Origin of the sequence: Pectobacterium polonicum (genome assembly GCF_005497185.1) — a bacterium.
Lineage (GTDB): Bacteria > Pseudomonadota > Gammaproteobacteria > Enterobacterales > Enterobacteriaceae > Pectobacterium > Pectobacterium polonicum.
This window is the reverse complement of sequence record NZ_RJTN01000007.1, coordinates 89,171-114,565: the sequence shown is the minus strand read 5'-3', so window position 1 is coordinate 114,565 and position 25,395 is coordinate 89,171. Positions and strand designations below refer to the sequence as shown.

The following is a 25,395-nucleotide window of genomic DNA, read 5'->3' as shown; positions in this document are numbered from 1 at the left end:
CTTACCTGTCTTCAGGCTTTTGGCTGACATCCTCATAAAAGCACGCTGAAACATCGTTGGCCGCTCGCTATTACATGGCGATGTCATACTTTCCCTGTACCATTGCTCCATCGCGTTAGCCTCTGCCGTGACAGGGGGCGCATTCTTTTATTTTAACTTTTGATATCAATACCATGACCCGTTCTCCCCGTTCGACCGCCTGGTTACGCGTCGTCAGCCTTTCTCTGGCGGCATTCATTTTTAACACCGCCGAGTTTGCTCCTGTCGCACTGCTGTCAGACATCGCCGCCAGCTTCTCCATGAGCGCCGCACAGGTTGGGCTGATCATTACGATTTACGCCTGGGTGGTTGGGTTGATGTCGTTGCCCTGCATGCTGTTGTCCAGCGATATGGAACGACGCAGCCTGCTGATCAAAATCTTTATCCTGTTCGCCATCAGTAACGTGCTATCCGGCCTGGCCTGGAATTATTGGGTGTTGGTCATGGCCCGTATTGGCGTAGCGCTGTCCCATGCGGTGTTCTGGTCGATTACGGCATCGTTGGTGGTACGTCTGGCGCCTGCGGATAAAAAAGCGCAGGCGTTGAGCCTGCTGGCGACCGGGACGGCGCTGGCACTGGTGCTGGGGTTACCGCTAGGGCGTGTGGTCGGGCAGTATCTGGGCTGGCGCGTAACGTTTGTCCTTATTGGCCTGATCGCCGCAGTGATTATGCTGGGTCTGATGAAGCTCCTGCCCGTGTTGCCGAGCAGCAATTCCGGTTCGCTAAAAAGCTTGCCTCTCCTGCTGAAGCGCCCTGCGCTGCTGTGTGTATACGGCCTGACGGTCATGATCGTAACGGCGCACTTTACCGCCTACAGTTACATCGAGCCGTTTATCCAGAAAGTGGCGTTGTTGAGTGAAAACTTCACGACCATTCTGCTGTTGATTTTTGGCGGTGCCGGAATCATTGGCAGCATGTTGTTCAGCCGCTACAGCAGCAAGTATCCGGCAGGCTTCCTGATTGTCTCGTTCGCGTTTCTGGCGGTGTGTTTATTGCTATTGCTACCGCTGTCATTCAGCGGCTGGAGCCTGTCGACGCTGTGTATCGTCTGGGGGATCGCCATTATGGCGCTGAGTTTGGGTATGCAGGTCAAGGTGTTGACGTTGGCATCGGACGCAACCGACGTGGCGATGGCGCTCTATTCGGGGATTTATAATATTGGGATCGGCGGCGGTGCGCTGCTCGGTAATCAGGTCATTATCCATCTTGGCCTGCCCGATATCGGCTACATGGGGGCTGCGATGGCGGTGTTGGCGACGATGTGCTGTATTTTCACGTTTGTTCGCTATTCCCGTGTGTTAAAAACGTCATTAACGAGCTGAATTCGGGCAGCAGACCTTCTGTGAGGGCATGATGAATCCACACTATGCACGTTTGGTGACGCTGGCGGCGGTGAGCGCGACGGCCGTGGCGCTGGTGCTGTTTGTGATGAAAGTGTTCGCCTGGTGGCATACCGGTTCGGTGAGCCTGCTGGCGTCGCTGGTCGATTCGCTGGTGGATATCGCCGCATCGCTGGTGAACCTGCTAGTCGTGCGCTATTCGTTGCAGCCAGCGGATTCCGAGCACGCGTTCGGCCACGGCAAGGCCGAATCGCTGGCTGCGCTGGCGCAGAGCATGTTTATTTCCGGTTCGGCGCTGTTCCTGATCCTGACGGGGCTGCAACATTCTCTGGAGCCGCAGGTGTTGCACGCGCCGGAAGTCGGCATGTGGGTGACGCTCATTGCACTGTTGGCTACGCTGCTGCTGGTCTCGTTCCAGCGCTGGGTGGTTAAACGTACGCATAGTCAGGCGGTGCGGGCGGACATGCTGCATTATCAGTCCGATTTGCTGATGAACGGTGCGATTCTGCTGGCATTGGCACTCAGTTGGAAGGGCGTGACGCGTGCCGATTCCCTGTTTGCGTTGGGGATTGGCGGCTATATTTTATATAGCGCGTTACGTATGGGATATGACGCGGTGCAGTCGCTGCTGGATCGCGCGCTGCCGGAGGACGAACATCGTGCTATTGCTGAGGTGATTGTGAACTGGCCGGGTATTCGTGGCGCACATGCATTGCGCACCCGACGTTCCGGGCCAACGCGCTTTATTCAGCTACATCTGGAAATGGATGACGCCCTGCCGCTGGTTGAGGCACACCAGATTGCGGACGATCTGGAGCAGGCGTTACGCAAACAGTTTCCGGGGGCCGACATTATGATCCATCAGGACCCGGTTTCCGCCGTGCCGGAAAACCAGCGTGGCAGGTTGGCGATGTAGGCGACGGTATTTTCAGCATTTAGTGTTAAAAACGTGATAGGCCATGAAAATTTATGCACAATGTAGCCTGACCTGAATCAATTCAGCTTCGGGTGTTTGTTATAATATGCTAATAAAAGAACAAGGCGTTGCTGCCTGCGTAACAGCGGCGGTGAATTTACGATAGAAGAATCCTGCAAAATTACATCTACAAGTCCAGAGGTTGTCATGATTAGAAGAATCGGAGTGTTGACGAGCGGTGGCGATGCACCAGGTATGAATGCGGCAATCCGGGGTGTGGTTCGTGCTGCACTGTCGGAAGGGCTGGAAATCTACGGCATTTATGATGGCTATCAGGGCTTGTACGAAGATCGCATGGAGCAGTTGGATCGCTACAGCGTATCGGATGTGATTAACCGTGGCGGTACGTTCCTCGGTTCAGCACGTTTCCCGCAGTTCCGTGACGAAGCAGTGCGTCAGGTGTGTGTGGAAAACATGAAAAGACGTGGTCTGGATGCGCTGGTCGTTATCGGCGGTGACGGTTCCTACATGGGAGCCAAGCGTCTGACGGAAATGGGTTTTCCCTGTATCGGCTTGCCCGGCACGATTGATAACGACGTAGCGGGAACGGACTACACCATTGGTTACTTTACCGCGCTGGAAACCGTGCTGGAAGCGATTGACCGCCTGCGCGACACCTCTTCTTCTCACCAACGTATTTCCATTGTCGAAGTCATGGGACGCCACTGCGGTGACCTGACACTGGCGGCAGCGATTGCCGGCGGCTGTGAATTCATTGTCCTGCCTGAAGTGCCGTTTAGCCCGGAAGATCTGGTTTGCGAAATCAAAGCGGGCATCGAGAAAGGCAAAAAGCACGCGATTGTGGCGATTACCGAGCTGGTGTGTGACGTCGATGAACTGGCGAAATACATTGAAAAAGAAACGGGTCGCGAAACCCGTGCCACCGTACTTGGCCACATTCAGCGCGGTGGTTCTCCGGTTGCGTATGACCGCATTCTGGCTTCTCGCATGGGCGCGTATTCTATTGAACTGCTACAGCAGGGCTACGGCGGCCGCTGTGTCGGTATCCAGAATGAGAAAATGGTGCATCACGATATCGTTGATGCTATCGAGAACATGAAGCGTCCGTTCAAAGGCGACTGGCTGGAGACAGCGAAAAAGCTGTTCTAAGAAATCTGATCCTCCGTCTCTTAGTCCATTTTATGCGGACGCTGAGACGGTTTCGTGCGCGGTAATGTCGTTATTTTCATGCTACCTCGTAGCACGCGCCCGACACGGGGCGGCTTAAGCGCCGCTCGCCCCGTGACCCCTTGGCTTTTGGCGCGAATTATGCCGCTACGCGGTGCCTTCGTCGGTATCTGGCTTAACGGACCGCTTGCGACACGTTCCCTACGTGGCGCAAGCTTGAGCCGCGTCCCTGCGGCTCATCCTAAGCCCGCTATCTCCTCAGCATAATTTTTTACGCCGGATAACGGCAAAACTCGCGATGCCTCTGGATTGGCGTATAAGAGACCGCGCTGCATATATAACCGGTAAGAATATAAACATCGGTTTTATTATTTTTTCTGTACGGCCAGACCTGTTAGCCTGAAAATTCCTTCCGTCCTGATGACTCGCCGCGCTATGAATATCGATCTTCGCCAACTGCGTCACTTTATTGCCCTGATTGAGCATCGCAATTTTACGTCGGCGGCACAGGCGATGAAGCTATCCCAATCCGCTTTCAGCCGTAGCATCCAGTCTCTGGAACAGACCATTGGCACGCGTTTAATCGATCGCATGAACCAACTGGAGCCGACGCCGAAAGGGCTGGTGGTGCTGGAACACGCGCGTCGCCTGATTAATCAGACGCACGATCTGTTTAACGATATCCAGCAGTTCAATGAGAAAGAGGCGGGCGAAGTGAATTTTGGCTGCGGCCCTGCTCCCGCCGCCTGGCTGATGCCGCAGGTGATCGGAGCGTTCTCCCGGCTGTATCCCAAGGTGCGGATGGTCTTTCGCGTTGATAACTGGCAGGCGCTGGGCCATCGGCTCATGGCCGAAGAACTGGATTTCATTGTGGCGGATATGCGTAACTTTGAATTTGATACCCGCTATCGGGTACAGCCGTTGAGCCAGCATCGCTGGGGTTTTTGCTGCCGCAGCGGGCACCCGCTGGCGGCACAGGAAGCGATTACCGTCGAGCAATTCTTCTCCTACCCGCTGGCGGCAACGATCCGCCCGCCCAACCTGCACCGTGCGCTGGTGCAACTGAGCGGTAAACTGGATATTCGCACCAGCATTGAGTGTGAAAATGGCTACAGTCTGCTAGATGTGGTACGCCATTCAGATGCCATCGGCACGACCAATCATTTCAATGAGCCCGAACGGTACGGCCTGCATATGTTGAAGGTTGCGGGTCTGGACGATAACACCGACGAATTCTATACCCATTACGGCATCATTTATCTGGCGGACGCCCGCCTGTCCCTGCTGGCGCGTAAGCTGATCGACACCTTCGTGCAGGTCGATGGCGACCTGCACGGTGTGCCTGTGTCGCTTACAGCGGGGTAATGCTGAACTCGCTGATTTCCTGACGTGAAAATACCGTCCGAAAGCCGAAATAGCCCGGAGCGGGCGTGTTCGGGTAGCTGGCGCGGAAATAGAGCACGTCATCAACCCAAAAACGCGTTTCCCGCCGATCCACTTCAATCACGATACGATAGCGATGATGAGGGCGCAGCAGATGCGTGGCATCGGTGTATTCACCCAGTAGCAGGCGCTCGCCGTGACCGTCGTAGTAACGAAAGCGCGTGGTGCTGTTCCAGTTGCCGCCCATGCCGACATAGTACAGATTCAGGCTGTCGTATTCGTTGAGCTTGCCGTGCCGGGTAAACAGGTTCGGATTATGCAGATCGCGCGCGGCCCAGAACTGATTGAGGTCGGACACGCGGTCGTGAGGGCGATCCGTGACCAAAAGCTCCCGCGTAAAGGCGATGCGATAGGTGCCTGAGAGCGGCGCATCCAGCCAGATCGTCAGCCCGGCCGCGCTCTCCAGCGTCAGGCGCTCAGGCGTGGTCTGGATCGTGGTGCGGTCAGGGTCTTCTTGCTCCACCTGCCAGCGTAGCGGCTGACCGTCTGAATCGGTGGACCAGATAAGCGCCGCACGGTGGGGGGAATCGATAATGTTACGTGTGTCGCTTGTCTGTGGCGACAGGAGGAGCGTGTTTTCAGTACAGCTAGGGTCAATCATGGTGATGTCCTGTAACGTGCCGCCGGATGGCGGCATTAAGAAGAAGCGGGGATGTCATCCAGCAAGGCCAGCAGGGCGATGGCGGTTAATCCCCATTGAGCGACGGCGTTGGTCGCCAGATTGGTTGCCGCGGTACTACCGGAATGTTTATCAATGGTGGAATTGATCACCGGTTCGTTGATGGGGTAGAGCACGTCAGGCGGTGTCAGGCGTCGCTGCGTGAGCGTTGGGTTAGCAATGCCGCCGCTGCCTGCGTTAAATTCTGCCCAGGCACGCTGTGCCAACGTGGGATCATTCAGTTGCCGCGCGGCAAAAGCGGTCAGCCGTGCATGGCCTTGCGCTAAATTAAGTTTCTTCACCGTCTTGCCGACCCGTGCGCTTAACGTAACGGGGTCGTTATAGAACTGACAGTAGTCGAGCCACGCGCGCGTAAAGGCCGGATCGGGCAGTACCTCAACCAGCTCGCTACAGATTTCTGTCAGACCAAATACCGCGCTCAAATGCGAAATCTCTACCTGATCCTCAGGTGCGGGGAGGAATCTGCCAGTGTCGGGGTCGATGGCGGCGCTGCCGGTGAAAAAGCCGTGTGGCTGGGCGGCTAGCGTTTGCATGCTGTTGAGCAACCGTTCACGCATTGCTGGATCGCCGTAGCGTTCCCAGGCCGTGAGCCAGGCTGCGGAGACGGCCCCCCAGTCGGTGCCGAAACCCAGGCTGATATGATTTGGACTGGCAGGATGTGTCTGGCCGATTTTGCGGCCGGGCAGCACCGCGTTTAGCGTGCGCAGTGCTTCAACCTGCTCATCCATCAGTTCACCGATGCGCTCATCGGCGGTGAGGTAGTAGAGAAAACGTCGGTTAGCGACGGTAGAAATACGCAACTGTTTGGCGCTGTCGCCCCAATGGCGAACATTGTGCCGTGACCCCAGTGGGCTAAATTGCCCCAAATGGTGCACGTCAACTTCACCGGTGTGGCGCGTCATGGCTTCCGCCATACGAAACACGTCGGCGCGCCCGCTGTGCAGGAAGTAATACCAGAGCCACAGATCGGTACTCAACTCCGAGTTATCCCACGCATAGCCACCCACATCGTAGCGCCAGACGTGACGGTCGCTGTCATAGGTATGCATGACGTCGCCGAAATCCCAGAAGCCGTACCATTTGCGCTGCTCGACCTCCTGCTGGTAGGCATCGAAATACGCGCCCAACTGCTTCTCTAACCGGGTTCGGGCTGGTGTGGCTGCGGAGGCGGGCGCCCACATCGATCCAAATGCCTGTGCGCGGTACAAATCCGGTGAGTTCGCTACCAGCAGCGGCGGTTGCTGCATACGCCGTGCTCGCGTCACCAGATTTTCCGCATCGGGCGTCGCGGGCAGCACATCGATAAACAGTTCGCTGGTGCGTGCCACGCCGACCGCCGAGCCGAAGCCCGGTTCGTAATCTTCATACGTGATTGCTAACCCTTCACGCTGTTTGTCATGGGTATCCTGACCCAAACCGTCATGATAAAAGCGCATATCCATCGGTTCTGCCCACGGTGACCATAGCCAGAGTGTGACGGTTGCCACGTCGGTGTGGGCATTGTTGATTTCCAGACTGGCGGGGTAGCTCTGCCAGAAATTACGCAGGCCGAACGCTACGCCGCCGGTTGGCGTACCCAGATAGCCGACGCCTGCTGCCCGTTCGCCCGTGGCGGAAAGCAGCCAGCCCCGTCCGGCCTCGGTGCGTTTATGGATCTGAAAACCGTCGGGATGGTGTTGGGTCAGGCGGTAGCTGCCAAACGCGGGAATGTAATCCAGACGTTTGCCAACCTCCGGTGAAAAATCGGCGATCGGCGGTGTTGCTTTTCCGGCGAGCTGCGCCGCGATAACGGCTGCACCGGGATCGCGGCGTAATCCGCTCAGACCGCGTACCGCTTCACGAAAAAGTCCACCTTGATCGGAAACGAAGCGTACATGGCGATCGTGCAGTTCCCCCTGTAGCGGCACATCGAACGCCAGCCCAAGCCCTTTTAGGCTAAGTTGATCGTCGCCGTTGTCATAGACAAGGGTATGTACCACGCGCAGCGAATCGGTATTTGCATAGCTATACAGCCGAATAATAAAGGGGATGCGCTTAACCCCCGGCTGTTGCGCATGGTGCGTACCGCGCAGCGCAATCACCGTGCGCTGCGGCCCGCTTTGCTCTACGGTGACCGTGTCGATCTCACCCTGATACGCGTCCTGCGTCAGCGTGCTGTCCGTTTCCGTCCCACGCTGCATACGCAGCACCAGCCTGCCATTGGTTAACGCCAGCCGATTATCCCGCCAGATTTCTTCGATCAAGCGAGAGCCTGAACGTGGAATGACGCAGCGAATATGGCCGGTATCGATTGTCCAGCCGCGCGCGTGCTCGCTAACCATCTCTGACCCCGCCGGTATGTCCTTAACGGGAATCGGCCGCAGCGTCAGGCCGTCTTCCGGCGCGGTATCGCCGCCCAGCGCATGCGCCGACCATTTAATCGAACCGTCTGGCCAGCGAGCCAGCGGCCAGCTTTGCAGGTCATAAGTTCGTTGTTGCGCATCATGCAACTGGAAACCACTGTCGCTGCGTACCGCCCCCTGCGGCCAGGGAGCGCCCCAGGAGACGCCCGTAAACGAACGGGGGATCTGCCCGTCCAGCCAGCGCAGGCTGACCTGCGGTGTGTCTTTGCCAGCGCGGTTGGAAGCCGCTGCCAAAGGCACAGCGGCAGAGCTCCAGAACGGTGCCGACAGCGCCAGCAAGGTACTGTCACGCAGGAAGCGTCGGCGTGAATACGTCCTCTTACTCATGACATTAGCCCTTGAAGTCGTAGCCCACGGAGATGCCGACCATGCGCGGTTCGCCAATCACGCCCGTTGTGGCGCTAGAGCCTCTGACAGAGCGGTAGTAGTTCTTATCCAGCGCATTTTTCACCCACAGCGACACGTTCCAACGGTTGTCGCCTTGCTTGCCGCTCAGCCCGCTAGACAGGTTTAGCACGCCATAAGCCGGAATACGGTTGCTCTCGGAATCATCGAGCGTGCCATAGGCCCAGCTCCGCCATGACCATTGCCCGGAAACTGAGGCTTGCAGATTGTTTGGCGTATCCCACTGATAACGCACGCGCGTGTTGTAGCTCAACGTGGGGGATTTGAAGACGCGTTTTCCTGACATATCGCACGAGACGGCGGAAATTTCTGCCGGGCAGCGGGCGTTAGGGAAGTTCAGATAACTGGCATCCAACAGCGTACCGGCCAGACTGATGCTCAGGCCATCAAGCGGGCGCAGCGTCAACTGAGATTCCCCGCCACGTGAGCGGAATTTCCCGGCATTAATCAGGTAGCTGGTATCCGTTTCTTCGTCATAGGCGTTATTCTGGAAATCTTCGACAACGCTCCAGAACAGCGCGGTATTCCATTCCACTTTGCGCTGTAGCCAGTGAGTTTTAACCCCCAGCTCCGCCGAGCGAGTTTTCTCTGGATCGACGTACAGCGAGTCGATCCCCAGTTGCCTTGCCGCCCCAGATGACACGTTCAGGCCGCCGGATTTCTCCCCGTAGCCCAGCGTGAGGTAAGGGGTGACGTTCGGTGCCGCGAACCAGTTTAGGCTGACGGAGCCAGAAGGCAGGCGGTTGGTTTGCGAGAGCGGGCCAGAATCAAAGGTTGCGCGGTTCCTGCGAACAAACGTTCCCTCTTTTTTCTCGTAGGTCTGGCGCAGGCCGACAATGACATCCAGCTTATCGGCGGCGTGCCAGGTTCCGCGGCCATAGACGGAATAAACGGTGTCATCTAACGTACCAAAGCGCTGAACGTTAATGCCCTGATAGCCATTGCCTACCCATGTCCGTACGCGATTGTCGTTGTAGTAGCGACTGTTTGCCTCGGTATCGAGGTTCTCTCCCCAGTAATCGACGCCGAGTGAGTAATCGACCTTATTGCCTTTGGGTGAATCCAGCCAAAAACTTTGCGACCAGACGCGATCGCGCACGTCAGCGCCGCTGTCGCTATAGAGCGGAATGTTCCAGTTATCCGCTGTGCTGGGCAAGACGCGGAAATAGCGCAATGAGGAGAGAGAATTCAGGCTAAATCCACTCTTCAGTTTCCAGTTGGCCTCGACCGAGCCGCCGCCTTGCGCAACACGAATGACGTTCTCGTCATCCATGGCGACCTGACGACCGCCCACGACCTTGAGGCCAGTTTGTTCGGCGCGAGTGCGAAAGGCGTCGGTTGCGCTCACCAGAACCGAAACGGGGCGCTGAGTAGAATCGCTGTAGTCGCCGGTGATTCTGAGGCTAAAACTGTCATTGGGCTGATACAGCAACTGGCCGCGCACGCCGTTATTGGTGCTGCCTCCGAGCTTATGGCCGTTTTCGATATTCGTGACGTTTCCGCCGCGTTCGGTACGGGACAGGTTGATACGGCCTGCCCAATGGTCGCTGAGTGGCCCGGAAGCCATCAGTTTGGATTGCAGGTAGCCGCGTTGTCCGAACGATTGCTCCAGTGAATATTCGGGTGTGAAGGTGGGTTTGCGGGTGCGAATATCAATCGCGCCGCCGGTAGTATTAAAGCCATAAGCGGCGCCCTGTGCACCTTTCAGCACGCGGGTGCTGTCGATATCCAGCAAATCGTTAGAGATGACACCGGGGCGGGATAAGTAGACGCCATCGACAAACAGCCCCACGCTGCCCGGCATACCGATGTTGGTGCCGCTCTCGCCACCATCGCCAATCCCACGAATGGTTACGGTCGTATCCATCACATCTACGGTATCGACATCCAGACCCGTCACCAGCTGTGACAATTCCTCAAAGCGGTAGAGCCGTTCTTCTTCGAGCGTTTTGCCGTCGATCACCGATGCCAGCGTGGTCGGCGGCTGAACAGGCGCGCGCTGGGCGTTAACTTTCACACGTTTCAGTTGGACGGGGGCGGCGGTTGTGGCTTCCGTGCGGGGCGCATTATCCGTTGCGATCTGCGGGTCGGCAGCTCGCGCCATAGCGGGGAGCGTTAAGACGCAGCTCATTACAATGCCTGACGTTATGCTGCGCTGGTGTTTTTTTAAATACTGTTGGTGTTTTTTTAAATACATAGCGTTTTCCGAATTGAGTCAATAGGCTGCCGATTGCCGTGAATGTCACGGCAATACACGAGTTATAATTTGGGGGGGTAAATTACTGTGTTGCTTTTAGATAAGAATCATCCAGCCATTTATCGACATCAAACGGTTGCCGAATAAGACGCGATTCATCGGCCAATGTGACGGCACGTTTTAATTTTTCCACGAAAGCGGTATCCAATTCTGGCGAAAGACGCTCAGTTAATGGCGGTAATGTATCCCACTCGACGCGTAATATATTTTCCGGGTAGCCTGACTGGGTCGCTAATAGCTGAATAAATTCATCCTTGTTTTTATTGTCGCTAGCCCAGTTTGCCGCTTCCCGCTGAACCTTGACTAAGCGGCGAAGAATATCTTCGTTGCCTTTGGCGAATTTCTCATCCACCAACAGGAAGCCGCTGAGCTGGCCCGCTCCGTTCAGGTCGCGGCTGGAGAGTGGAATATCTGCCAGCCCTTTATCCCGCAATGATAGCGTATTGCTACCGCCCCAGGTGGCATCGATCTGCCCGGCCGCTAACGCCGCACTGGCGGCGGCAAAATCGAGATTAATCAGCTTAACGTCAGACGGTTTCAGGCCTTGCGAATCAAGCGCGCTGACGAAGGAAAGTTCCCCTGCTGTTCCACGAAAGATCCCGATGCGTTTTCCTTTTAGGTCGGCAATTTTCTCAATACCAGAGCCTTTTGCCACGGCCAGATAGTGATTGATGCCGCGTGACGCTACGGCGATCACTCGGGTATCCAGACCGCGCGAACGGCCGATAATGCTGGCTAAATCGCCCAGATAGGCTACATCGACCTGATGGTTGCCAAATGCTTCATTAATGACGGGGCCAGCGCCTTTGATGAACGTCCAGCGCACACTGATCCCATCTTTGCTAAACTCGCGCTCCAGCAGTTTCTGACTGTGGATGACATCGAGCAGGCCACCGCCGCTGGGTTTTGTACCCGCGCCAATGTCTGGTGCGGCAATACGAATTTCAGTGATTGCGGAGGTGATGCCTGACCAGGCCATACCCATTGCCAATATGCTGGTCACTAACCATTTTCGTCCTGATGTCGTCATTATTTTTACCCGCCAGTAATGAAATCGATGAATATACCCGTAATACTTCAAGCCGCAGGTGCGTTGGCTGCGTTCACTCACCCGAATCACTTACCTGAGTAAGCTCATCGGGATTCCCTCTCTTGCCGCCTTCCTGCAACTCGAATTATTTGGGGTATAGATATTGTGTTATTGCGCCTGTTATCGAACGGCGTCATATCGTTGCAGAACAACATTTAAAGGCTTGGCAATAAACTGACTAATACAAAAAAAGCATTATTATTTTTAATAAATAGCTAAATCAGTATTCATCGTCTATTTCACCGCTATGCAGCGAACGAAAAAAAACTATTCCAACTATGCATTAGCCTGACGGCAATTTTTCCCTTTAGTCTGAGTATCGATTATTAACGCTATCGTCTTATTAAATAAATAAAGAATGAAATGAATATCGATATGCAGATACATACGTTGACTTTATTAAATAGTCGGGAAGAATTGATTATCCCCATCGCTATTACAGGTGAAATAGTCATTGACGCCTGCAACGTAAAATAGGGCGATAAAGATATATTGTCAGGAGCAACCCATCATGACGGAATTACTCTATGCGGGAGCCGCGCCGATATCCCGATCCTATTCACCGGAGCCAACGCCGCAGGCTAACACGCAGCGGGTGAGCGGTGCGGTGCAGTTGCGTTTACCGCAGCTAAATACGACGGTGTCATCCCGGCCGGAGCGCTGGCTGGCCGTGGTAGCGACGTTGCTATTGCATGCGGCAGTGCTGGCGTTATTCAACAGCGCGTCGACACCGCCCGTTACGGTGCCTGCTCGGCCGCAGCCTGTCAGCGTTGAACTGGTTTCTACGGTAACAGAACCTGTGGTGCAAGAGGTCGTTCCGGTTGCCGAACCTGAGACACCGACGCCACAACCGCTAGAAGAGCCAACGATAACCGAGCCGCTCGTGGATGAAAGTGCATTACTGCCTCCTGCACCGGAAAAAAAAGTGCCGGAGAAAAAACCTGAACCTGTACCGAAAAAGACACCGGTGAAAAAGAGCGCTCCCGCGCCTAAACCGACGCCGCAACCCCAGACGGAAACCGCATCGACAGTTGCTCCAACAACGCCTGCGCCGGTACAGCCTGTCGACGCGCCGTTAACGCCGCCGCTGGCCAATGCTGACTACCTGCATAACCCTTCGCCGTCTTATCCCGACGTGGCGATTAGCCGCGGTTATGAAGGCACGGTGCTGCTAAATGTGCAGGTACGCGCCGACGGCAAGGTGCAAACCATTCGTATTCATCAATCAAGCGGCTACCCGTCACTGGACGAGGCTGCCAGAGACACGGTGGTGCGCTGGTCTTTCGTTCCGGCACGGCGCGGCAATCAGCCAGTTAGCGGCTGGGTAGTGGTTCCTGTCGATTTTTCGTTGAATTCATGAGGTATTGGTTATGACGCTTGGACACATTGAACTCTTTTCTGCAGAAGGTGCCGTGGTTCTGCTGCTGCTGCTGTTTTCTCTCGTCACCTGGGGGCTGGGGTTGTTGAAGTTTGTCCAATACCGGCTGGCACAACGGCGCGATCGGCGTTTCCGTGCGGCTTTCTGGCAGCAGGATGATGTCAGTCAAACGTTAGAAACCAGCGCTAAACAGCCCGGTTCGCTGGCTAATCTGGCACTGGCTGCCGTTAAAGCGCCGGAGCGGATTAGCGGTCAGCTTGCTTTGAATATTCATCTTCCCGATCGGGTTGAGCGCGCGCTGCAACAGCAGATTCAGCGTGAACGCCGCTCGCTGGAAAGCGGGCTGGCGGTGTTGGCCAGTATTGGCAGCACATCGCCGTTTATCGGCCTGTTTGGCACCGTGTGGGGCATTATGGCGGCGTTGCAGGAGATTGGGCTCTCTGGTTCTGCCAGTCTCGACACGGTTGCGGGGCCGATTGGCAACGCGCTGATCGCCACCGGAATCGGGATTGCGGTCGCGGTTCCTGCCGTGCTGATCTACAACTACTTTTTACGCCGCCTCAAGCTGGCTGTCGCGGATATGGATGACTTCGCCCATGATGTCTACAGCGTGATGCAGGCGAACGATTTTCACGTCGGTACGTTTCAGGCCAGCACAGAGTCATCCTCTGCGGCTTTCTCCGTAAAGAATCTGAGAGAGGTGGTGTGAGATGGCATTTACCTCGCGTAATGATGACGACGTCATGAGTGAAATGAATATCACGCCGCTCGTGGATGTCATGTTGGTATTGTTGGTGGTGTTCATCGTTACTGCGCCGATGCTGACCAATGCCATTCCTATTCAGCTACCGAAAACGGCAGCAGTAGCCCCGGTCGATCGTGCCGATCCGATTGTTATTAGTATTGATGCCGAGCAGCGCGTCTTCATCAATAAAGAGAACCTGGCACGCGAGCAACTGGTGCCGCGCTTGCAGCAGGCGAAAGCGGGTAATACCGATTTGGTGGTGCAGGTACAAGCGGACAAAGAGGCCAATTACGGCGCGGTAGCGGCGCTGCTGGCTGATGTCGAGCAGGCGGGGATTACGCGTTTATCTCTGCTGACGCAAAAATAACCTAGCCGGATATCGACGAACATGATGCCCAAATACGCACTGCGAATACGTTCCGCTTCTGATGCTTCGCTGATCGCTACGCTGTCGGCGGGGTATTCCGCATTGGTCATTTCATTGATTGTGTCGCTCGTCGTGCCGCTGCTGGTTCTCGCTGGCTGGTGGCTTGCCAGTCGGCATGGATGGATGTCTGAGCAGATACTGCCTTCTCCGCTGGCGGTTATTGATAGCGCGCGGGATTTTATTCCCGAAGAACTGATTCACCAGTTGCCTATTAGTCTGATGCGGCTTGCGATTGGTTTTAGCGGCGGCATCGCGCTGGGCCTGATACTGGGTAGTTTGTTCGGCCTGAATCGACGCCTGAATGCGCTGTTTATGCCACTCTTCACCGTCATCGCACAGATTCCGACGTTAGCCTGGATACCGCTTTTGATGCTGTCATTAGGGATTGGTGAAGCGCTGAAACTGGTGGTGTTGGTGAAATCAGTGACGGTGCCGGTGACGCTTTACACCTGCGCCGGTATTCAACAGACGCCACAAAAGTTGCATGAAATGGCACGTAGCCTGCGTTTACCGCCTGTTGCTTTCCTGCGTTACCTGATTCTGCCCGCGATGTCGCCGTATGTCATGACGGGGGTGCGGCTGGCGTTTTCCACCGGATGGGTGGCGTTGATTGCGGTTGAGTTACTGGCATCCAGCGAAGGGCTGGGCTACCTGCTGGTACAAAGCCGCCAACTGTTCATGCTAGATCTGGTGTTTGTCTGCATTTTGATCATCGGGATACTGGGATTTTCCGGGGAACGCGTGCTGCTGAAGCTGGAGCGTCGTTGGATTCACTGGCCTGCGCTGGTGCTGGGTCGCGATAGCCTGAGCTCTGCGCTGCCGGGTCTATCGCTGACGCCTTGGCTCGCGCCATTGGCTCTGGTTGCGTTGTGGCAGGTTAGCAGTACGCGCGAGTGGGTGAACGTGGCTTTTCTTCCTGCACCAAGCGGTGTGATTGATGCGCTGTGGTCGGGTTTGGCTCAGGGAGGGCTGTTGGCCGACCTGAATGCCAGCCTGCTGCGTGCGCTACAGGGCTTTTTGCTGGGGAGCGGAGTCGGCGTGCTGGTCGGTGCGGTGCTCGGCGGCTGGCGTATCGCCGACAGGCTGTTTAATCCGGCACTGTCTGCACTGCGCTGTGTGGCGCTATTCGCCTGGCTGCCGCTGATCACGGCCTGGTTCGGTTTAGGGGAGAGCGCCAAAATTGTGTTTATCGCCGTGGCCGCGTTCTTTCCCGTGATGCTGGCAACCCGTCAGGGCATTGCCCAACTTCCCCCTGCGCTGTTGGAAGTGGCTCAGGTTTTGCGCCTTACGCCCATGCAAGCGCTGCGCACGCTGGTGTTTCCCAGCGTATTACCGCCACTTTTTTCCGGTTTACGGCTGGCGTTGATGCATGCGTGGACCGGAGCAATTGGCGCAGAGTATTTCATGCCGTCGGGAGAGGGGCTGGGCGGCATGATGATTCGCGCACAGCAACTGCTTGAATCCGATCGCATCATGGCCGGGGTCGTGCTGATTGCGATCGTCGCCGCGCTCTTTTCCCGCTTGATGACCTTATCTGAACGGCGGTTGACCCGCTGGCGCTTTGCGTGACCGTTAACGGAGAATCTATGTCCCTGCATTTTCAGCACATTACCAAGTATTTTACCGTCAACGGCGCACCGCTGACGGTGTTACAGGACATCGATCTGTCGCTGCACGCGGGCGAACTGGTTGCGGTCATCGGAGCCAGCGGCTGCGGTAAATCGACGCTGCTGCGCTTAGCGGCTGGGATTGATACCACTGAACGTGGGCGCATTCTGATTGGCGATCGGTCTGTGCGCGGTATTCCCGACGATGTCAGCCTGGTGTTTCAGGAACCGCGCCTGTTTCCGTGGCTCACCGTGACGGACAATATCCGCCTCGGCATGCTCAACCTCAACCTGTCCGCTGCGGACGCGGCGCACCGTATTACACACTATCTTCAGATGATGGGGCTGGAAGGCTTTGCCGATGCGTGGCCGCATCAGCTATCGGGCGGGATGGCGCAGCGTGTGGCGATCGCTCGTGGGCTGGTATCGACGCCACGTATTCTCTTGCTGGATGAACCTTTTGGCGCGCTTGATGCGCTGACCAAACAGCAGTTGCAGGAGCGTCTGGCGGAGATTCGCCGACAAACGGATTTAACGATATTGCTGGTGACGCATGACGTGGAAGAAGCCGTTTTTCTGGCCGATAGGGTGGTGGTGATGTCACCCCGGCCGGGGCGGATTAGTGCGATTCTGCCGGTCAATCTGGCTTATCCTCGCGACCGAACCAGCACCGCGTTATTGGAACAACGGCAAGCGGTTAGTCAGGCACTGCATCAGGCTTAACCGTTGGGAACACGCCAGAGCAGCACACTGGCGAGTGCCGCTCTGACGGGCTAACGTGTTGCCACGTATCTTGAATGATGTCGGGTAGCGCTATTTAGCTAAAATACCGTAGCTGAACAAATACCCTGATTGCTTAACGAAATCGCCGTGTTGCTTATGCTGTTCAGCAGTATGAGTAGATGTGTTACTGACATAGGCTTGGGTGAAATCAGTGCTCAGCTGAAAATATTGTTTGTTCAGTTTTTCATGAATATCGCTGTCATCCGTTGTCTGCAACGTCTTTAACAGGTCGACTATTTTTTCTGCTGATTCCTGGATTTTAGGATGAAGACCACTGGTAGCAGGGAGGTCATAATTAAATTGCATGTTGACTGAATCTTTATTTTTATCTTCGCTAGCGTCGGCGGCAAGATTTTCACCATAGACATCTGCAATGTATTGAACGAGCTCTGGCTTATCAAAACATTTAGACTTGATGTTACCATTTGATGTTTTATCACGGGTGGTGATGGAATCAGGGAATGCTTCACCTAATTGGTAGGTACATTTAAACATGTTGGCATCAATGACCGACGCGTTAGCGCTTCTGACGGCCATTTCTATCTGATGACCATTAATCATCACCTCGTAGGTCGTCGGCTTAAACCCTTTTCCTTTTCCTTCAACGGCATAAACTTCGGATAGCGTATAATAAACCTGGTTGTTCGGGTTGATAATTCCGCCGTTGTTATTATCAAAAACCATGAATGAAAAACTCTCACCTTTATTATTTTCTAATAGGTGCTTACCGGGTGAAAGTTTAATTTTGTCGCTATGGTTCGGTAAAATGTCATAACTTTGTCCATCAACCTTGAAGGTAATATTACTTGCAGTCGGGTTGCTGTAATAAAATACGCCTTTCTGACTGCTCGGATCTAAACTATCACAGGCCGAAACAGACAGTGCAACGAACCCCATTATCCCCAGTTTTAATGCTTCCTTCATTATATAATTCCCTCATTAAAGGATTTTGTTGTTAATAATTACCTGGCTTAAATCGCAATAATGCTAACATATCAGTTATAGAGGCATGTTCTAAATTAAGTAAAATCCTGTAGCTATTTATCTGTAAATTCTTATATAGAAATTACGATGCTTTGATTTCCACAAATACTGGCGTGAAGGTAATATTATCTGCTGTTGCTCATGGGATTATGAATATAAATGGATGATTTCAGGGCTGGTTAGGAAGAAAAAGGGTAGCGGTAAAAATCATTCATGTTTTTTGGGAAACTAAGAGGAATATGGGTTTGGGCGATGAGGTGACCTTTCCGCTGACGATGGCGTTTCGCTACTGACGGCGTTATCTTTATGCCATCTGACAGCAACAGGGATGACATTTCTCTATGGCAACGCAGTTCACGGGTTTTTCTCAAGCGGGTTTGACGTTTCTTCAGCAGGTGCGGCAGAACAACGATAAAGCGTGGTTTGACGAGCATCGATCCATTTACGATGAGCAATTGGTTGCCCCCTTTCGCACGCTGGTGGATGAGCTCAGCCTGACCATGTTGCAGATTGACGACCACTTTGAAACTCGCCCTGCCATCGGCAAGACCCTCTCCCGTATTCATCGCGATACGCGTTTTTCCCATGATAAATCACGCTATCGCAGCCATATGTGGCTCACTTTCAAGCGTACCCGCAAAGATTGGACGGATGCGCCGGTGTATTTCTTTGAAATCACGCCGGATACCTGGCGCTATGGGCTGGGCTATTACAGCGCGACGCGCAATACGATGGATCTGTTCCGTCAGACGCTGCGTGGTAATCCGTCACAGTTCCTTGAGGTGGCGAGCTGTCTGGGGAATACCTTCACTCTGGAAGGGGACAGCTACAAACGCCCGCTGATTAAAGATCAGGAACCGGAACTGGCGAACTGGTATAACCGTAAATCATTTGCCGCGATATCTACCCGGCAGGATATGGACGCACTGTTTTCCGGCGATCTGGTGACGGTGTTAGCTCGCGGATTTACCCAGCTTGAGCCGCTCTATCATTACCTGATGAATATCGAAACCATGAAAAAAGCCGCGCAGGAAACGGAGTCCACTACGCGAGCTTTTTCGGCGGATAAGTGGTTTGAACGGTAGAGATTAGCGTTCCTGCGTTTTCTCTCGTTCCAGTAAGTAATTAAACAGGTAACCTTCTTCCTGATTTCTGCCGAAGGTGACGATTTGCAGATGATCGTCGTCAATGCAGGTGAGCAGTATTTTCACCTGCCGACCGAAGCTGCTTTCGCCTTTGCCAATGGCTTGGATATCGCTCATCTGACGGGCGGTGAAGGTGGAATCATCCAGCTTGTTACCGTAACGGAGTGCAATGGACGCGCCGCCCTCAATTTTGCCGCGTTGGGTGGTCATGGTCAGGCTAACAGCATTATAGGGGGCTTTCTGGTCATACATTTCCCGAAAATAATCCCCCAGATCGCGGTACTCCTCGGCGGAAAGCCCTGACATCACATACTTATAGCTGAATGAACCGTGAAAGCAGGAAGTATTTTTCACGGGAGTAATCGGCGACGGTAGCGCGTGCTGCGCGATGTCATTCAGGTAGCGTAGCCGATTTAACTGTTGCTGGTAGCGCTGACGCAGGCAGTCTTCGTCTTGACACTGGTCGCGTGTGGTCAACCAGCTGCGCTGAAACTGGTTGAGCGTTTTTTCCCACGGTGCGCTGTTACGATTGGTTGTCAGAAACGTGCGGGATGTTTTCCATACCTGCGCCAGCTCTTCATCTAGTTGTCCAAGCAGCGGGTTGGCACAAATCAGTTTTTCCTGCGTCGAGGCAGCTTTGTCGCAGGGGAAACTGGCGGCTTGGGCGCTGTGGCTGAGGGAAAGCAACGTCACTCCGGCGGCGATGAGGGCAGTAAAGGTTATCTTCATGGTGTGTCCTGTAATATGTCCCAAAAGGCGGCAATCAGCGGTTCGCCAAGCCGTTTTTTCTGTACGCAAACGCCCAGTTCAAGCGGTTCCATCACCTGTTCAACAAAGACAGAAACACGGTTGCGTACTGGCTCCGGGCTGTTTTCCAGTACCACGTTGGGAATCAGCGCAATGCCACAGCCTAGCGCAACCATTGAGACCATCGCTTCATGCCCGGAGATGGTGGCATAAATCTGTGGGTTGGTAATGTGATTACGGCGGAACCACTGATCGATGCGCTTACGCACCGGGCCGTGTTCCGGCAGAATAAAGGGAATCTGCGACCAGTCCGGTTCAGATTGGCGTACCAGCGACTGAACCGGGCAGGGAAGCGCTGGGATAATCAGCGCGAGAGGCAATTCATCGAGCGGCATGAAGTCAACGCTCGCAGGCAGCGCTTCCGGGCGTCCTGCAATCCCTAAATCTCCATCGTTCGACTGAATTTTCTCAACGGCATCGGCGGCATCGCCGGTTGTCAGCTTGATTTCCACCAGCGGATGCAACGCCCTGAAGCGATCCAGAATCGGTGGCAGGTGGCTGTAAGCGGCGGTGACGGAGCAGAAGATCCGCAGTTCTCCGCTTAATGACGGCCCGTGCTGGTCTATCGTGTGGCGTAGCTGCTGGTATTGCAGCAGTGTTTGTTGAGCGAATAGCTTGAGGTGATCTCCAGCATCGGTGAGCTGCACGGTACGGTTATCGCGCAGGAACAGCGTCTGCCCTAAATCCTCTTCCAACCGCTGAATTTGCCGCGATAGCGTGGATGGGCTGATGTGCATCGCCTTGGCAGTACGGCCAAAGTGTCGGCTTTCTGCCAGATGAAGGAATAACTTGAGATCACGTAAATCCATGCGATGCAGGCCTCGTTTTTTATGTTACAGCCGTTTTTTATCTTGCAGCCGCTTTTTATCTTGCAGATAGTGCAATATGACGTTGCTAATATATCAATTTAAGCAACGCAATTCCTGTCATATGATGGGGACATAGTGAATTCCCATCTGGCGGGAATCCTTTCTCGAATAATAGACAAACAAAACCGTATACGGAGCACGACATGGCTAACTATTTCAACACATTAAACCTGCGTCAGCAGCTGGATCAATTGGGCAAGTGCCGCTTTATGGGGCGCGATGAATTTGCCGATGAGGCGAGCTACCTGAAAGGGAAAAAAGTGGTGATCGTCGGTTGTGGTGCTCAGGGTCTGAATCAGGGTCTGAACATGCGCGATTCTGGTCTGGATATCGCTTATGCCCTGCGTGCTGAAGCGATTGCGGAAAAACGTGCATCATGGCGCAAAGCGACCGAAAACGGCTTCACCGTTGGCACCTACGAAGATCTGATCCCGCAGGCCGATCTGATCGTTAACCTGACGCCAGACAAACAGCACTCTGCCGTGGTTCAGGCGGTACAGCCACTGATGAAACAGGGCGCAGCGCTGGGCTACTCTCACGGCTTCAACATCGTTGAAGTGGGCGAGCAAATCCGTAAAGACATCACCGTCGTGATGGTGGCGCCGAAGTGCCCAGGTACGGAAGTGCGTGAAGAATACAAACGTGGTTTCGGCGTACCGACGCTGATCGCGGTTCACCCTGAAAACGATCCAAAAGGCGAAGGCATGGCCATCGCCAAAGCCTGGGCGGCGGCAACTGGCGGCCACCGTGCTGGCGTTCTGCAATCTTCTTTCGTTGCAGAAGTGAAATCTGACCTGATGGGTGAGCAGACTATTCTGTGTGGTATGTTGCAGGCTGGTTCTCTGCTGGGCTTCGACAAACTGGTTGCTGAAGGCACCGATCCTGCCTATGCAGAAAAACTGATTCAGTTCGGCTGGGAAACCATCACCGAAGCGCTGAAGCAAGGCGGGATTACGCTGATGATGGATCGCCTGTCTAACCCGGCGAAACTGCGCGCTTACGCACTGTCTGAGCAACTGAAAGGCATTATGGCTCCGCTGTTCCAGAAGCACATGGATGACATCATCTCCGGCGAATTCTCTAGCGGCATGATGGCTGACTGGGCGAACGATGACGTGAAACTGCTGACCTGGCGTGAAGAGACCGGTAAAACGGCGTTCGAAAATGCCCCGCAGTTCGACGGTAAAATTGCTGAGCAGGAATACTTTGATAACGGCGTGCTGATGGTTGCGATGGTGAAAGCGGGCGTTGAGCTGGCGTTTGAAACCATGGTCAGCTCTGGCATCATCGAAGAATCAGCTTACTACGAATCACTGCATGAGCTGCCGCTGATCGCCAACACCATCGCGCGTAAGCGTCTGTATGAAATGAACGTGGTTATCTCTGATACCGCAGAATACGGTAACTACCTGTTTGCCAACGCAGCCGTTCCGTTGCTGAAAGGTGATTTCATGGATTCACTGCAACCGGGCGATCTGGGCAAAGCAGTAGCAGGCACCGAAGTGGACAACGCGCAGCTGCGTGATGTTAACGAAGCCATCCGTAACCACCCAATCGAAACCGTAGGCCATACGCTGCGCGGCTACATGAAAGACATGAAGCGTATCGCTGTTGCAGGTTAATATTCGCTTCTACGTTTAGCGAAACGCGATAATGTCTATGCTGCTCCCTCTGGGAGCAGCATTTTTTTATCCGCGGTTATCCCGCCGCTTGTGTTATCTCTGTTGCATATCGACGGTGCTTTCACGTGAGGCCAGCGCCAGCGCAGCGGTTAATTCAGCTTTTGTCATCCGTACACAGTAAGACGGCATGTTCCTTTCAAAACGCCATCCTTCAGACAATTTTCCCGCATCGACGACATCAAACCCGAAGGCATCATAGAGTTCGGCCACAATGGCTTTTTCTTGCTCGTTGTCACCCGCGAGCGGTAGCGCGCGGCGATTGGCAGAACCCGCAGGTAAACCATCACTTTCAAGCTGCGTCATGGGGATGGCATTGAACGCTTTGGTAATCTTTGCACCTGGTACATAACGAGCCAGTAGTTCGCTGGTGGTGGTGGTGCGCGTATCAAGTGCGGCTACCTTGCCATCTCGCTCGGTATAGTAGTTGACGGCATCGATGACGGATTTTTCCTGTAAAGCCTGTACAGGGAGTTTATCGATGGCGGTAAAGGGAACGGCGATAACGATAATATCGCCAAAGCGCGCAGCCTGAGTGGCGGTGCCGATATCGCAGCCGATCATGGGACGGAGACTGAACAGTGACTGGGGAGCGCGCGAGTTGCTAAGCATGACCTGATGACCGTTCTGAAGCGCTAATTTAGCGATTGCCCGCCCAACGAAGCCCGCACCAATAATGCCAATTTTCATCTTTTTCTCCTGAATGCTTTTGAGAAGAGAATCTTAATTGCCTACAATTTGAAGATAAATTGTGCTTTTAAGTGAAAACAAACAACAAATATGAGTGAATCATGGATCGGCTGACCAGCATGAACATCTTTGTCAAAGCGTCGGAGTTGGGGTCGTTTGCCGCCGCGGCAGAGGTGCTGGGCACCTCACCTCAGATGGTAGCGAAGCAGGTGGCGTGGCTCGAAGCGAGGCTTGGCGTTCGGTTGCTGAACCGTACTACGCGGAGGCAAAGCCTGACGGATATTGGTCTGCGCTATTATGAGCGTTGTAAGGTTGTGCTTGCCGAAGCGGAAGATGCTGATGCCGTTGCCCGTGAAATGCAGGTGACACCTTCGGGAATTATTCAGGTTAACGCGCCCGTTACCTGGGGATCGCATCTGCTCGCGCCGTTTATCACGCACTATCTCGCACGCTATCCCGACACGCAAATTGCGCTGACGCTGAACGATCGTATGGTTGACCCGATAGAAGAGGGGTTTGAAGTTATCATTCGCATCGGTGAATTGGCAGATAGTTCAATGGTGGCTTGGCCACTTCAGCCTTACTCATTGATCGCTTGCGCATCGCCTGACTATCTGGCGCGTGAAGGCGTGCCAGATACGCCATCGAGTCTCGCACGTCACGCGTGTCTTATTTATGGTGTGCGCACCGCTGCTACGTCTTGTCGGTGGGTATTTCAGAAAGACGGTAAGACGGAAGAAATCAACCCGGAAGGTAGGCTTTTTGCTAATGACTGGAATGCGCTGCTGCATGCTGCGATAGAGGGATATGGTATCACGCTTGGGCCGGAGGTCGTGTTACGTAAGGAAATTGACCGTGGGCGTCTGGTGCAGGTGCTGTCTGACTATAATGGGCCTGCTCGCCCAGTTCATGTCATGGTGCCGGTGGGACGGCGGGCGGCGGTTAAAGTTAAAACCTTTGTCGATGCAGTCAGATCCCATTTCGGATAAAGGTAAGCCCGTGGCACAGGGAACGATGCCACGGGCGCTATGACTAAACGGACTGGTATTCCGCCTCTGCCTGCTTGAAGCGGTCGGTAATCGCTTTTGACGGCGCTTTACCCAGCAGGCTGACGATGAAAATGGTCAGGCTGTTGAAGATAAATCCGGGGATGATTTCATACAGACCCAGCCAGGCATACTGCTTCCAGATCAGTACCGTTGCTGCCCCCACGATCATGCCGAGCAGTGCGCCGTTGCGCGTCATACGCGGCCACAGCAGAGAAATCAAAATCACCGGTCCGAAGGCGGCACCGAACCCTGCCCAGGCATAGCTCACCAGACCGAGTACGCGGTTTTCAGGGTTGAGCGACAGCGCGATAGCAATGATTGCGACGAGTAGCACCATGCCGCGACCCACCCAGACCAACTCTTTCTGACTGGCATTTTTGCGCAGGAAGGGCTTGTATAAATCTTCGGTGATGGCGCTGGAACACACCAGCAGCTGGCAGCTCAGTGTGCTCATCACGGCCGCGAGAATCGCAGACAGCAGCACGCCAGCAATCCACGGATTGAACAGCAGCATGGATAGCTCGATAAAGACGCGCTCGCTGTTTTGCGCCACGTTGCCTGCCTGATCCGGGTTATTGTTAAAGTAGGCGATGCCGAAGAAGCCCACCGTCACGGCACCGGCCAGACAAAGAATCATCCAGGTCATACTGATACGGCGCGCACTGTGGATCGTGTGGTGTGAATCCGCCGCCATAAAGCGCGCCAGAATGTGCGGTTGGCCGAAATAGCCCAGACCCCAGCCCATCAGCGAGATAATGGCGACAAAATTGAGCCCTTTGAACATATCCAAATTGGCCGGGTTTTTCGCTTCAATCACCATGAGTGAGGTGTCTATTCCTCCCAGTGATAAAACGACCATCACCGGCGTCAGAATCAGGGCGAAAATCATTAGGCTGGCCTGAACGGTATCCGTCCAGCTTACAGCCAGAAAGCCGCCAATAAAGGTATAGGCGATGGTGGCTGCTGCCCCTGCCCATAACGCGGTGCCGTAGCTCATACCAAAGGTGCTTTCAAACAAACGCGCCCCCGCTACCACGCCCGATGCACAATAAATGGTGAAGAAAACCAGGATCACTAACGCGGAAATTACACGCAGTAATTTACTGTTATCTTCAAAGCGGTGGGTGAAATAGTCAGGCAGCGTGAGTGCGTTGTGGTTGACTTCAGTGTGGACGCGCAGGCGTCCGGCGACCCATTTCCAGTTCAGGTAGGCGCCTAACGTTAGGCCGATAGCGATCCAGCTTTCAGAAATACCGGAAATGAAGATGGCGCCCGGCAATCCCATTAGCAGCCAGCCGCTCATATCGGAAGCGCCAGCCGACAGTGCCGTGACCACGCTTCCCATCCGACGTCCACCCAGAATGTAATCGCCAAAGTTATTGGTGGCGCGGTAGGCAAACAGGCCGATGAGGACCATCCCGAAAATATACACCAGAAACGTCACCAGCATGGGTGTGCTTATTGTCATTCAAC

The 25,395-nt window shown here is 54.4% G+C and carries 21 protein-coding genes; 12 read left to right on the top strand and 9 right to left on the bottom strand.

Translation table 11 applies throughout. The features are described from left to right. The first annotated feature begins 173 nt into the window (after nt 1–173). The 4 genes from EDI29_RS10105 (at nt 174) to EDI29_RS10090 (ending at nt 4,848) form a co-directional block, all read left to right on the top strand. Nucleotides 174–1,361 carry a sugar transporter gene (locus tag EDI29_RS10105; RefSeq protein ID WP_107169112.1) on the top strand — a complete coding sequence of 396 codons (1,188 nt, stop codon included), beginning with the start codon at nt 174–176 and terminating at the stop codon, nt 1,359–1,361. Nucleotides 1,362–1,392: 31 nt separating this feature from the next. Next, the gene (gene fieF / locus EDI29_RS10100; RefSeq protein WP_137740832.1) at nt 1,393–2,295 is read left to right on the top strand and encodes a CDF family cation-efflux transporter FieF; all 903 of its coding nucleotides are present in this window, start codon (nt 1,393–1,395) and stop codon (nt 2,293–2,295) included. Between the two features lie 207 nt (nt 2,296–2,502). Further along, nucleotides 2,503–3,465, top strand: coding sequence for a 6-phosphofructokinase (pfkA, locus tag EDI29_RS10095; protein ID WP_137740797.1), 963 nt, complete (start codon nt 2,503–2,505; stop codon nt 3,463–3,465). A gap of 453 nt (nt 3,466–3,918) precedes the next feature. Further along, nucleotides 3,919–4,848 carry a LysR family transcriptional regulator gene (locus tag EDI29_RS10090; RefSeq protein ID WP_137740796.1) on the top strand — a complete coding sequence of 310 codons (930 nt, stop codon included), beginning with the start codon at nt 3,919–3,921 and terminating at the stop codon, nt 4,846–4,848. Here EDI29_RS10090 and EDI29_RS10085 read toward each other — a convergent pair. From EDI29_RS10085 to EDI29_RS10070, 4 genes are all read right to left on the bottom strand, one after another. Next, on the bottom strand, nt 4,835–5,563 hold the full coding sequence (locus EDI29_RS10085; RefSeq protein WP_137740795.1) for a DUF6250 domain-containing protein: 729 nt from the start codon (nt 5,561–5,563) through the stop codon (nt 4,835–4,837). The two genes, EDI29_RS10090 and EDI29_RS10085, sit on opposite strands and share 14 nt — an antisense overlap. Then, nucleotides 5,563–8,334, bottom strand: a complete 2,772-nt coding sequence (locus EDI29_RS10080) for an exo-rhamnogalacturonan lyase family protein (RefSeq protein ID WP_137740794.1) — start codon at nt 8,332–8,334, stop codon at nt 5,563–5,565. The genes EDI29_RS10085 and EDI29_RS10080 overlap by 1 nt, the downstream gene beginning before the upstream one ends. Nucleotides 8,335–8,338: 4 nt before the next feature. After that, on the bottom strand, nt 8,339–10,609 hold the full coding sequence (locus EDI29_RS10075) for a TonB-dependent receptor (protein ID WP_137740793.1): 2,271 nt from the start codon (nt 10,607–10,609) through the stop codon (nt 8,339–8,341). A gap of 82 nt (nt 10,610–10,691) precedes the next feature. Continuing rightward, entirely contained in the window at nt 10,692–11,699 is a 1,008-nt protein-coding gene (locus EDI29_RS10070) for an ABC transporter substrate-binding protein (protein ID WP_137740792.1), read from the bottom strand. 571 nt (nt 11,700–12,270) lie between these two features. Between EDI29_RS10070 and EDI29_RS10065 the strand changes: the two genes are divergently transcribed. Genes EDI29_RS10065 through EDI29_RS10045 form a run of 5 tightly spaced genes read left to right on the top strand, consistent with a single transcriptional unit; the run spans nt 12,271 to nt 16,639 of the window. Continuing rightward, nucleotides 12,271–13,119 (top strand): energy transducer TonB, encoded by an 849-nt coding sequence (locus EDI29_RS10065; RefSeq protein WP_137740791.1) that lies wholly within the window; start codon nt 12,271–12,273, stop codon nt 13,117–13,119. 10 nt (nt 13,120–13,129) lie between these two features. Beyond that, complete coding sequence (locus tag EDI29_RS10060) at nt 13,130–13,846, top strand: MotA/TolQ/ExbB proton channel family protein (protein WP_137740790.1); 717 nt, start codon at nt 13,130–13,132, stop codon at nt 13,844–13,846. 1 nt (nt 13,847) lies between these two features. After that, nucleotides 13,848–14,249, top strand: a complete 402-nt coding sequence (locus EDI29_RS10055; RefSeq protein ID WP_137740789.1) for an ExbD/TolR family protein — start codon at nt 13,848–13,850, stop codon at nt 14,247–14,249. A gap of 21 nt (nt 14,250–14,270) precedes the next feature. Continuing rightward, nucleotides 14,271–15,878: an ABC transporter permease gene (locus EDI29_RS10050; RefSeq protein ID WP_137740788.1), complete on the top strand. Its 1,608-nt coding sequence runs from the start codon at nt 14,271–14,273 to the stop codon at nt 15,876–15,878. Between the two features lie 17 nt (nt 15,879–15,895). After that, the gene (locus tag EDI29_RS10045; RefSeq protein WP_137740787.1) at nt 15,896–16,639 is read left to right on the top strand and encodes an ABC transporter ATP-binding protein; all 744 of its coding nucleotides are present in this window, start codon (nt 15,896–15,898) and stop codon (nt 16,637–16,639) included. A gap of 90 nt (nt 16,640–16,729) precedes the next feature. Here the strand turns inward: EDI29_RS10045 and EDI29_RS10040 are convergent, their stop codons facing one another. Beyond that, a complete protein-coding gene (locus EDI29_RS10040) occupies nt 16,730–17,623 on the bottom strand; it encodes a hypothetical protein (RefSeq protein WP_137740786.1) in 894 nt (297 codons plus the stop codon). Nucleotides 17,624–18,024: 401 nt separating this feature from the next. On the opposite strand from EDI29_RS10040, the gene EDI29_RS10035 reads away from it, so the two are divergent. Continuing rightward, nucleotides 18,025–18,768, top strand: coding sequence for a DUF2461 domain-containing protein (locus EDI29_RS10035; protein WP_137740785.1), 744 nt, complete (start codon nt 18,025–18,027; stop codon nt 18,766–18,768). A 3-nt stretch (nt 18,769–18,771) separates the two neighbouring features. Here the strand turns inward: EDI29_RS10035 and EDI29_RS10030 are convergent, their stop codons facing one another. Then, a complete protein-coding gene (locus EDI29_RS10030; RefSeq protein WP_137740784.1) occupies nt 18,772–19,557 on the bottom strand; it encodes a lysozyme inhibitor LprI family protein in 786 nt (261 codons plus the stop codon). Then, nucleotides 19,554–20,444, bottom strand: coding sequence for an HTH-type transcriptional activator IlvY (ilvY, locus tag EDI29_RS10025; protein ID WP_137740783.1), 891 nt, complete (start codon nt 20,442–20,444; stop codon nt 19,554–19,556). Before ilvY ends, EDI29_RS10030 begins: the two co-directional genes overlap by 4 nt. A 203-nt stretch (nt 20,445–20,647) precedes the next feature. Between ilvY and ilvC the strand changes: the two genes are divergently transcribed. Next, nucleotides 20,648–22,126, top strand: a complete 1,479-nt coding sequence (gene ilvC, locus EDI29_RS10020) for a ketol-acid reductoisomerase (RefSeq protein WP_137740782.1) — start codon at nt 20,648–20,650, stop codon at nt 22,124–22,126. 93 nt (nt 22,127–22,219) lie between these two features. Here ilvC and EDI29_RS10015 read toward each other — a convergent pair whose 3' ends face one another. Next, nucleotides 22,220–22,873, bottom strand: a complete 654-nt coding sequence (locus EDI29_RS10015) for an NADPH-dependent F420 reductase (RefSeq protein ID WP_137740781.1) — start codon at nt 22,871–22,873, stop codon at nt 22,220–22,222. Between the two features lie 101 nt (nt 22,874–22,974). On the opposite strand from EDI29_RS10015, the gene EDI29_RS10010 reads away from it, so the two are divergent. Next, nucleotides 22,975–23,862 carry a LysR family transcriptional regulator gene (locus EDI29_RS10010; RefSeq protein ID WP_137740780.1) on the top strand — a complete coding sequence of 296 codons (888 nt, stop codon included), beginning with the start codon at nt 22,975–22,977 and terminating at the stop codon, nt 23,860–23,862. Between the two features lie 43 nt (nt 23,863–23,905). Here the strand turns inward: EDI29_RS10010 and putP are convergent, their stop codons facing one another. Continuing rightward, nucleotides 23,906–25,390 carry a sodium/proline symporter PutP gene (gene putP, locus EDI29_RS10005; protein WP_137740779.1) on the bottom strand — a complete coding sequence of 495 codons (1,485 nt, stop codon included), beginning with the start codon at nt 25,388–25,390 and terminating at the stop codon, nt 23,906–23,908. Nucleotides 25,391–25,395: the final 5 nt, after the last annotated feature.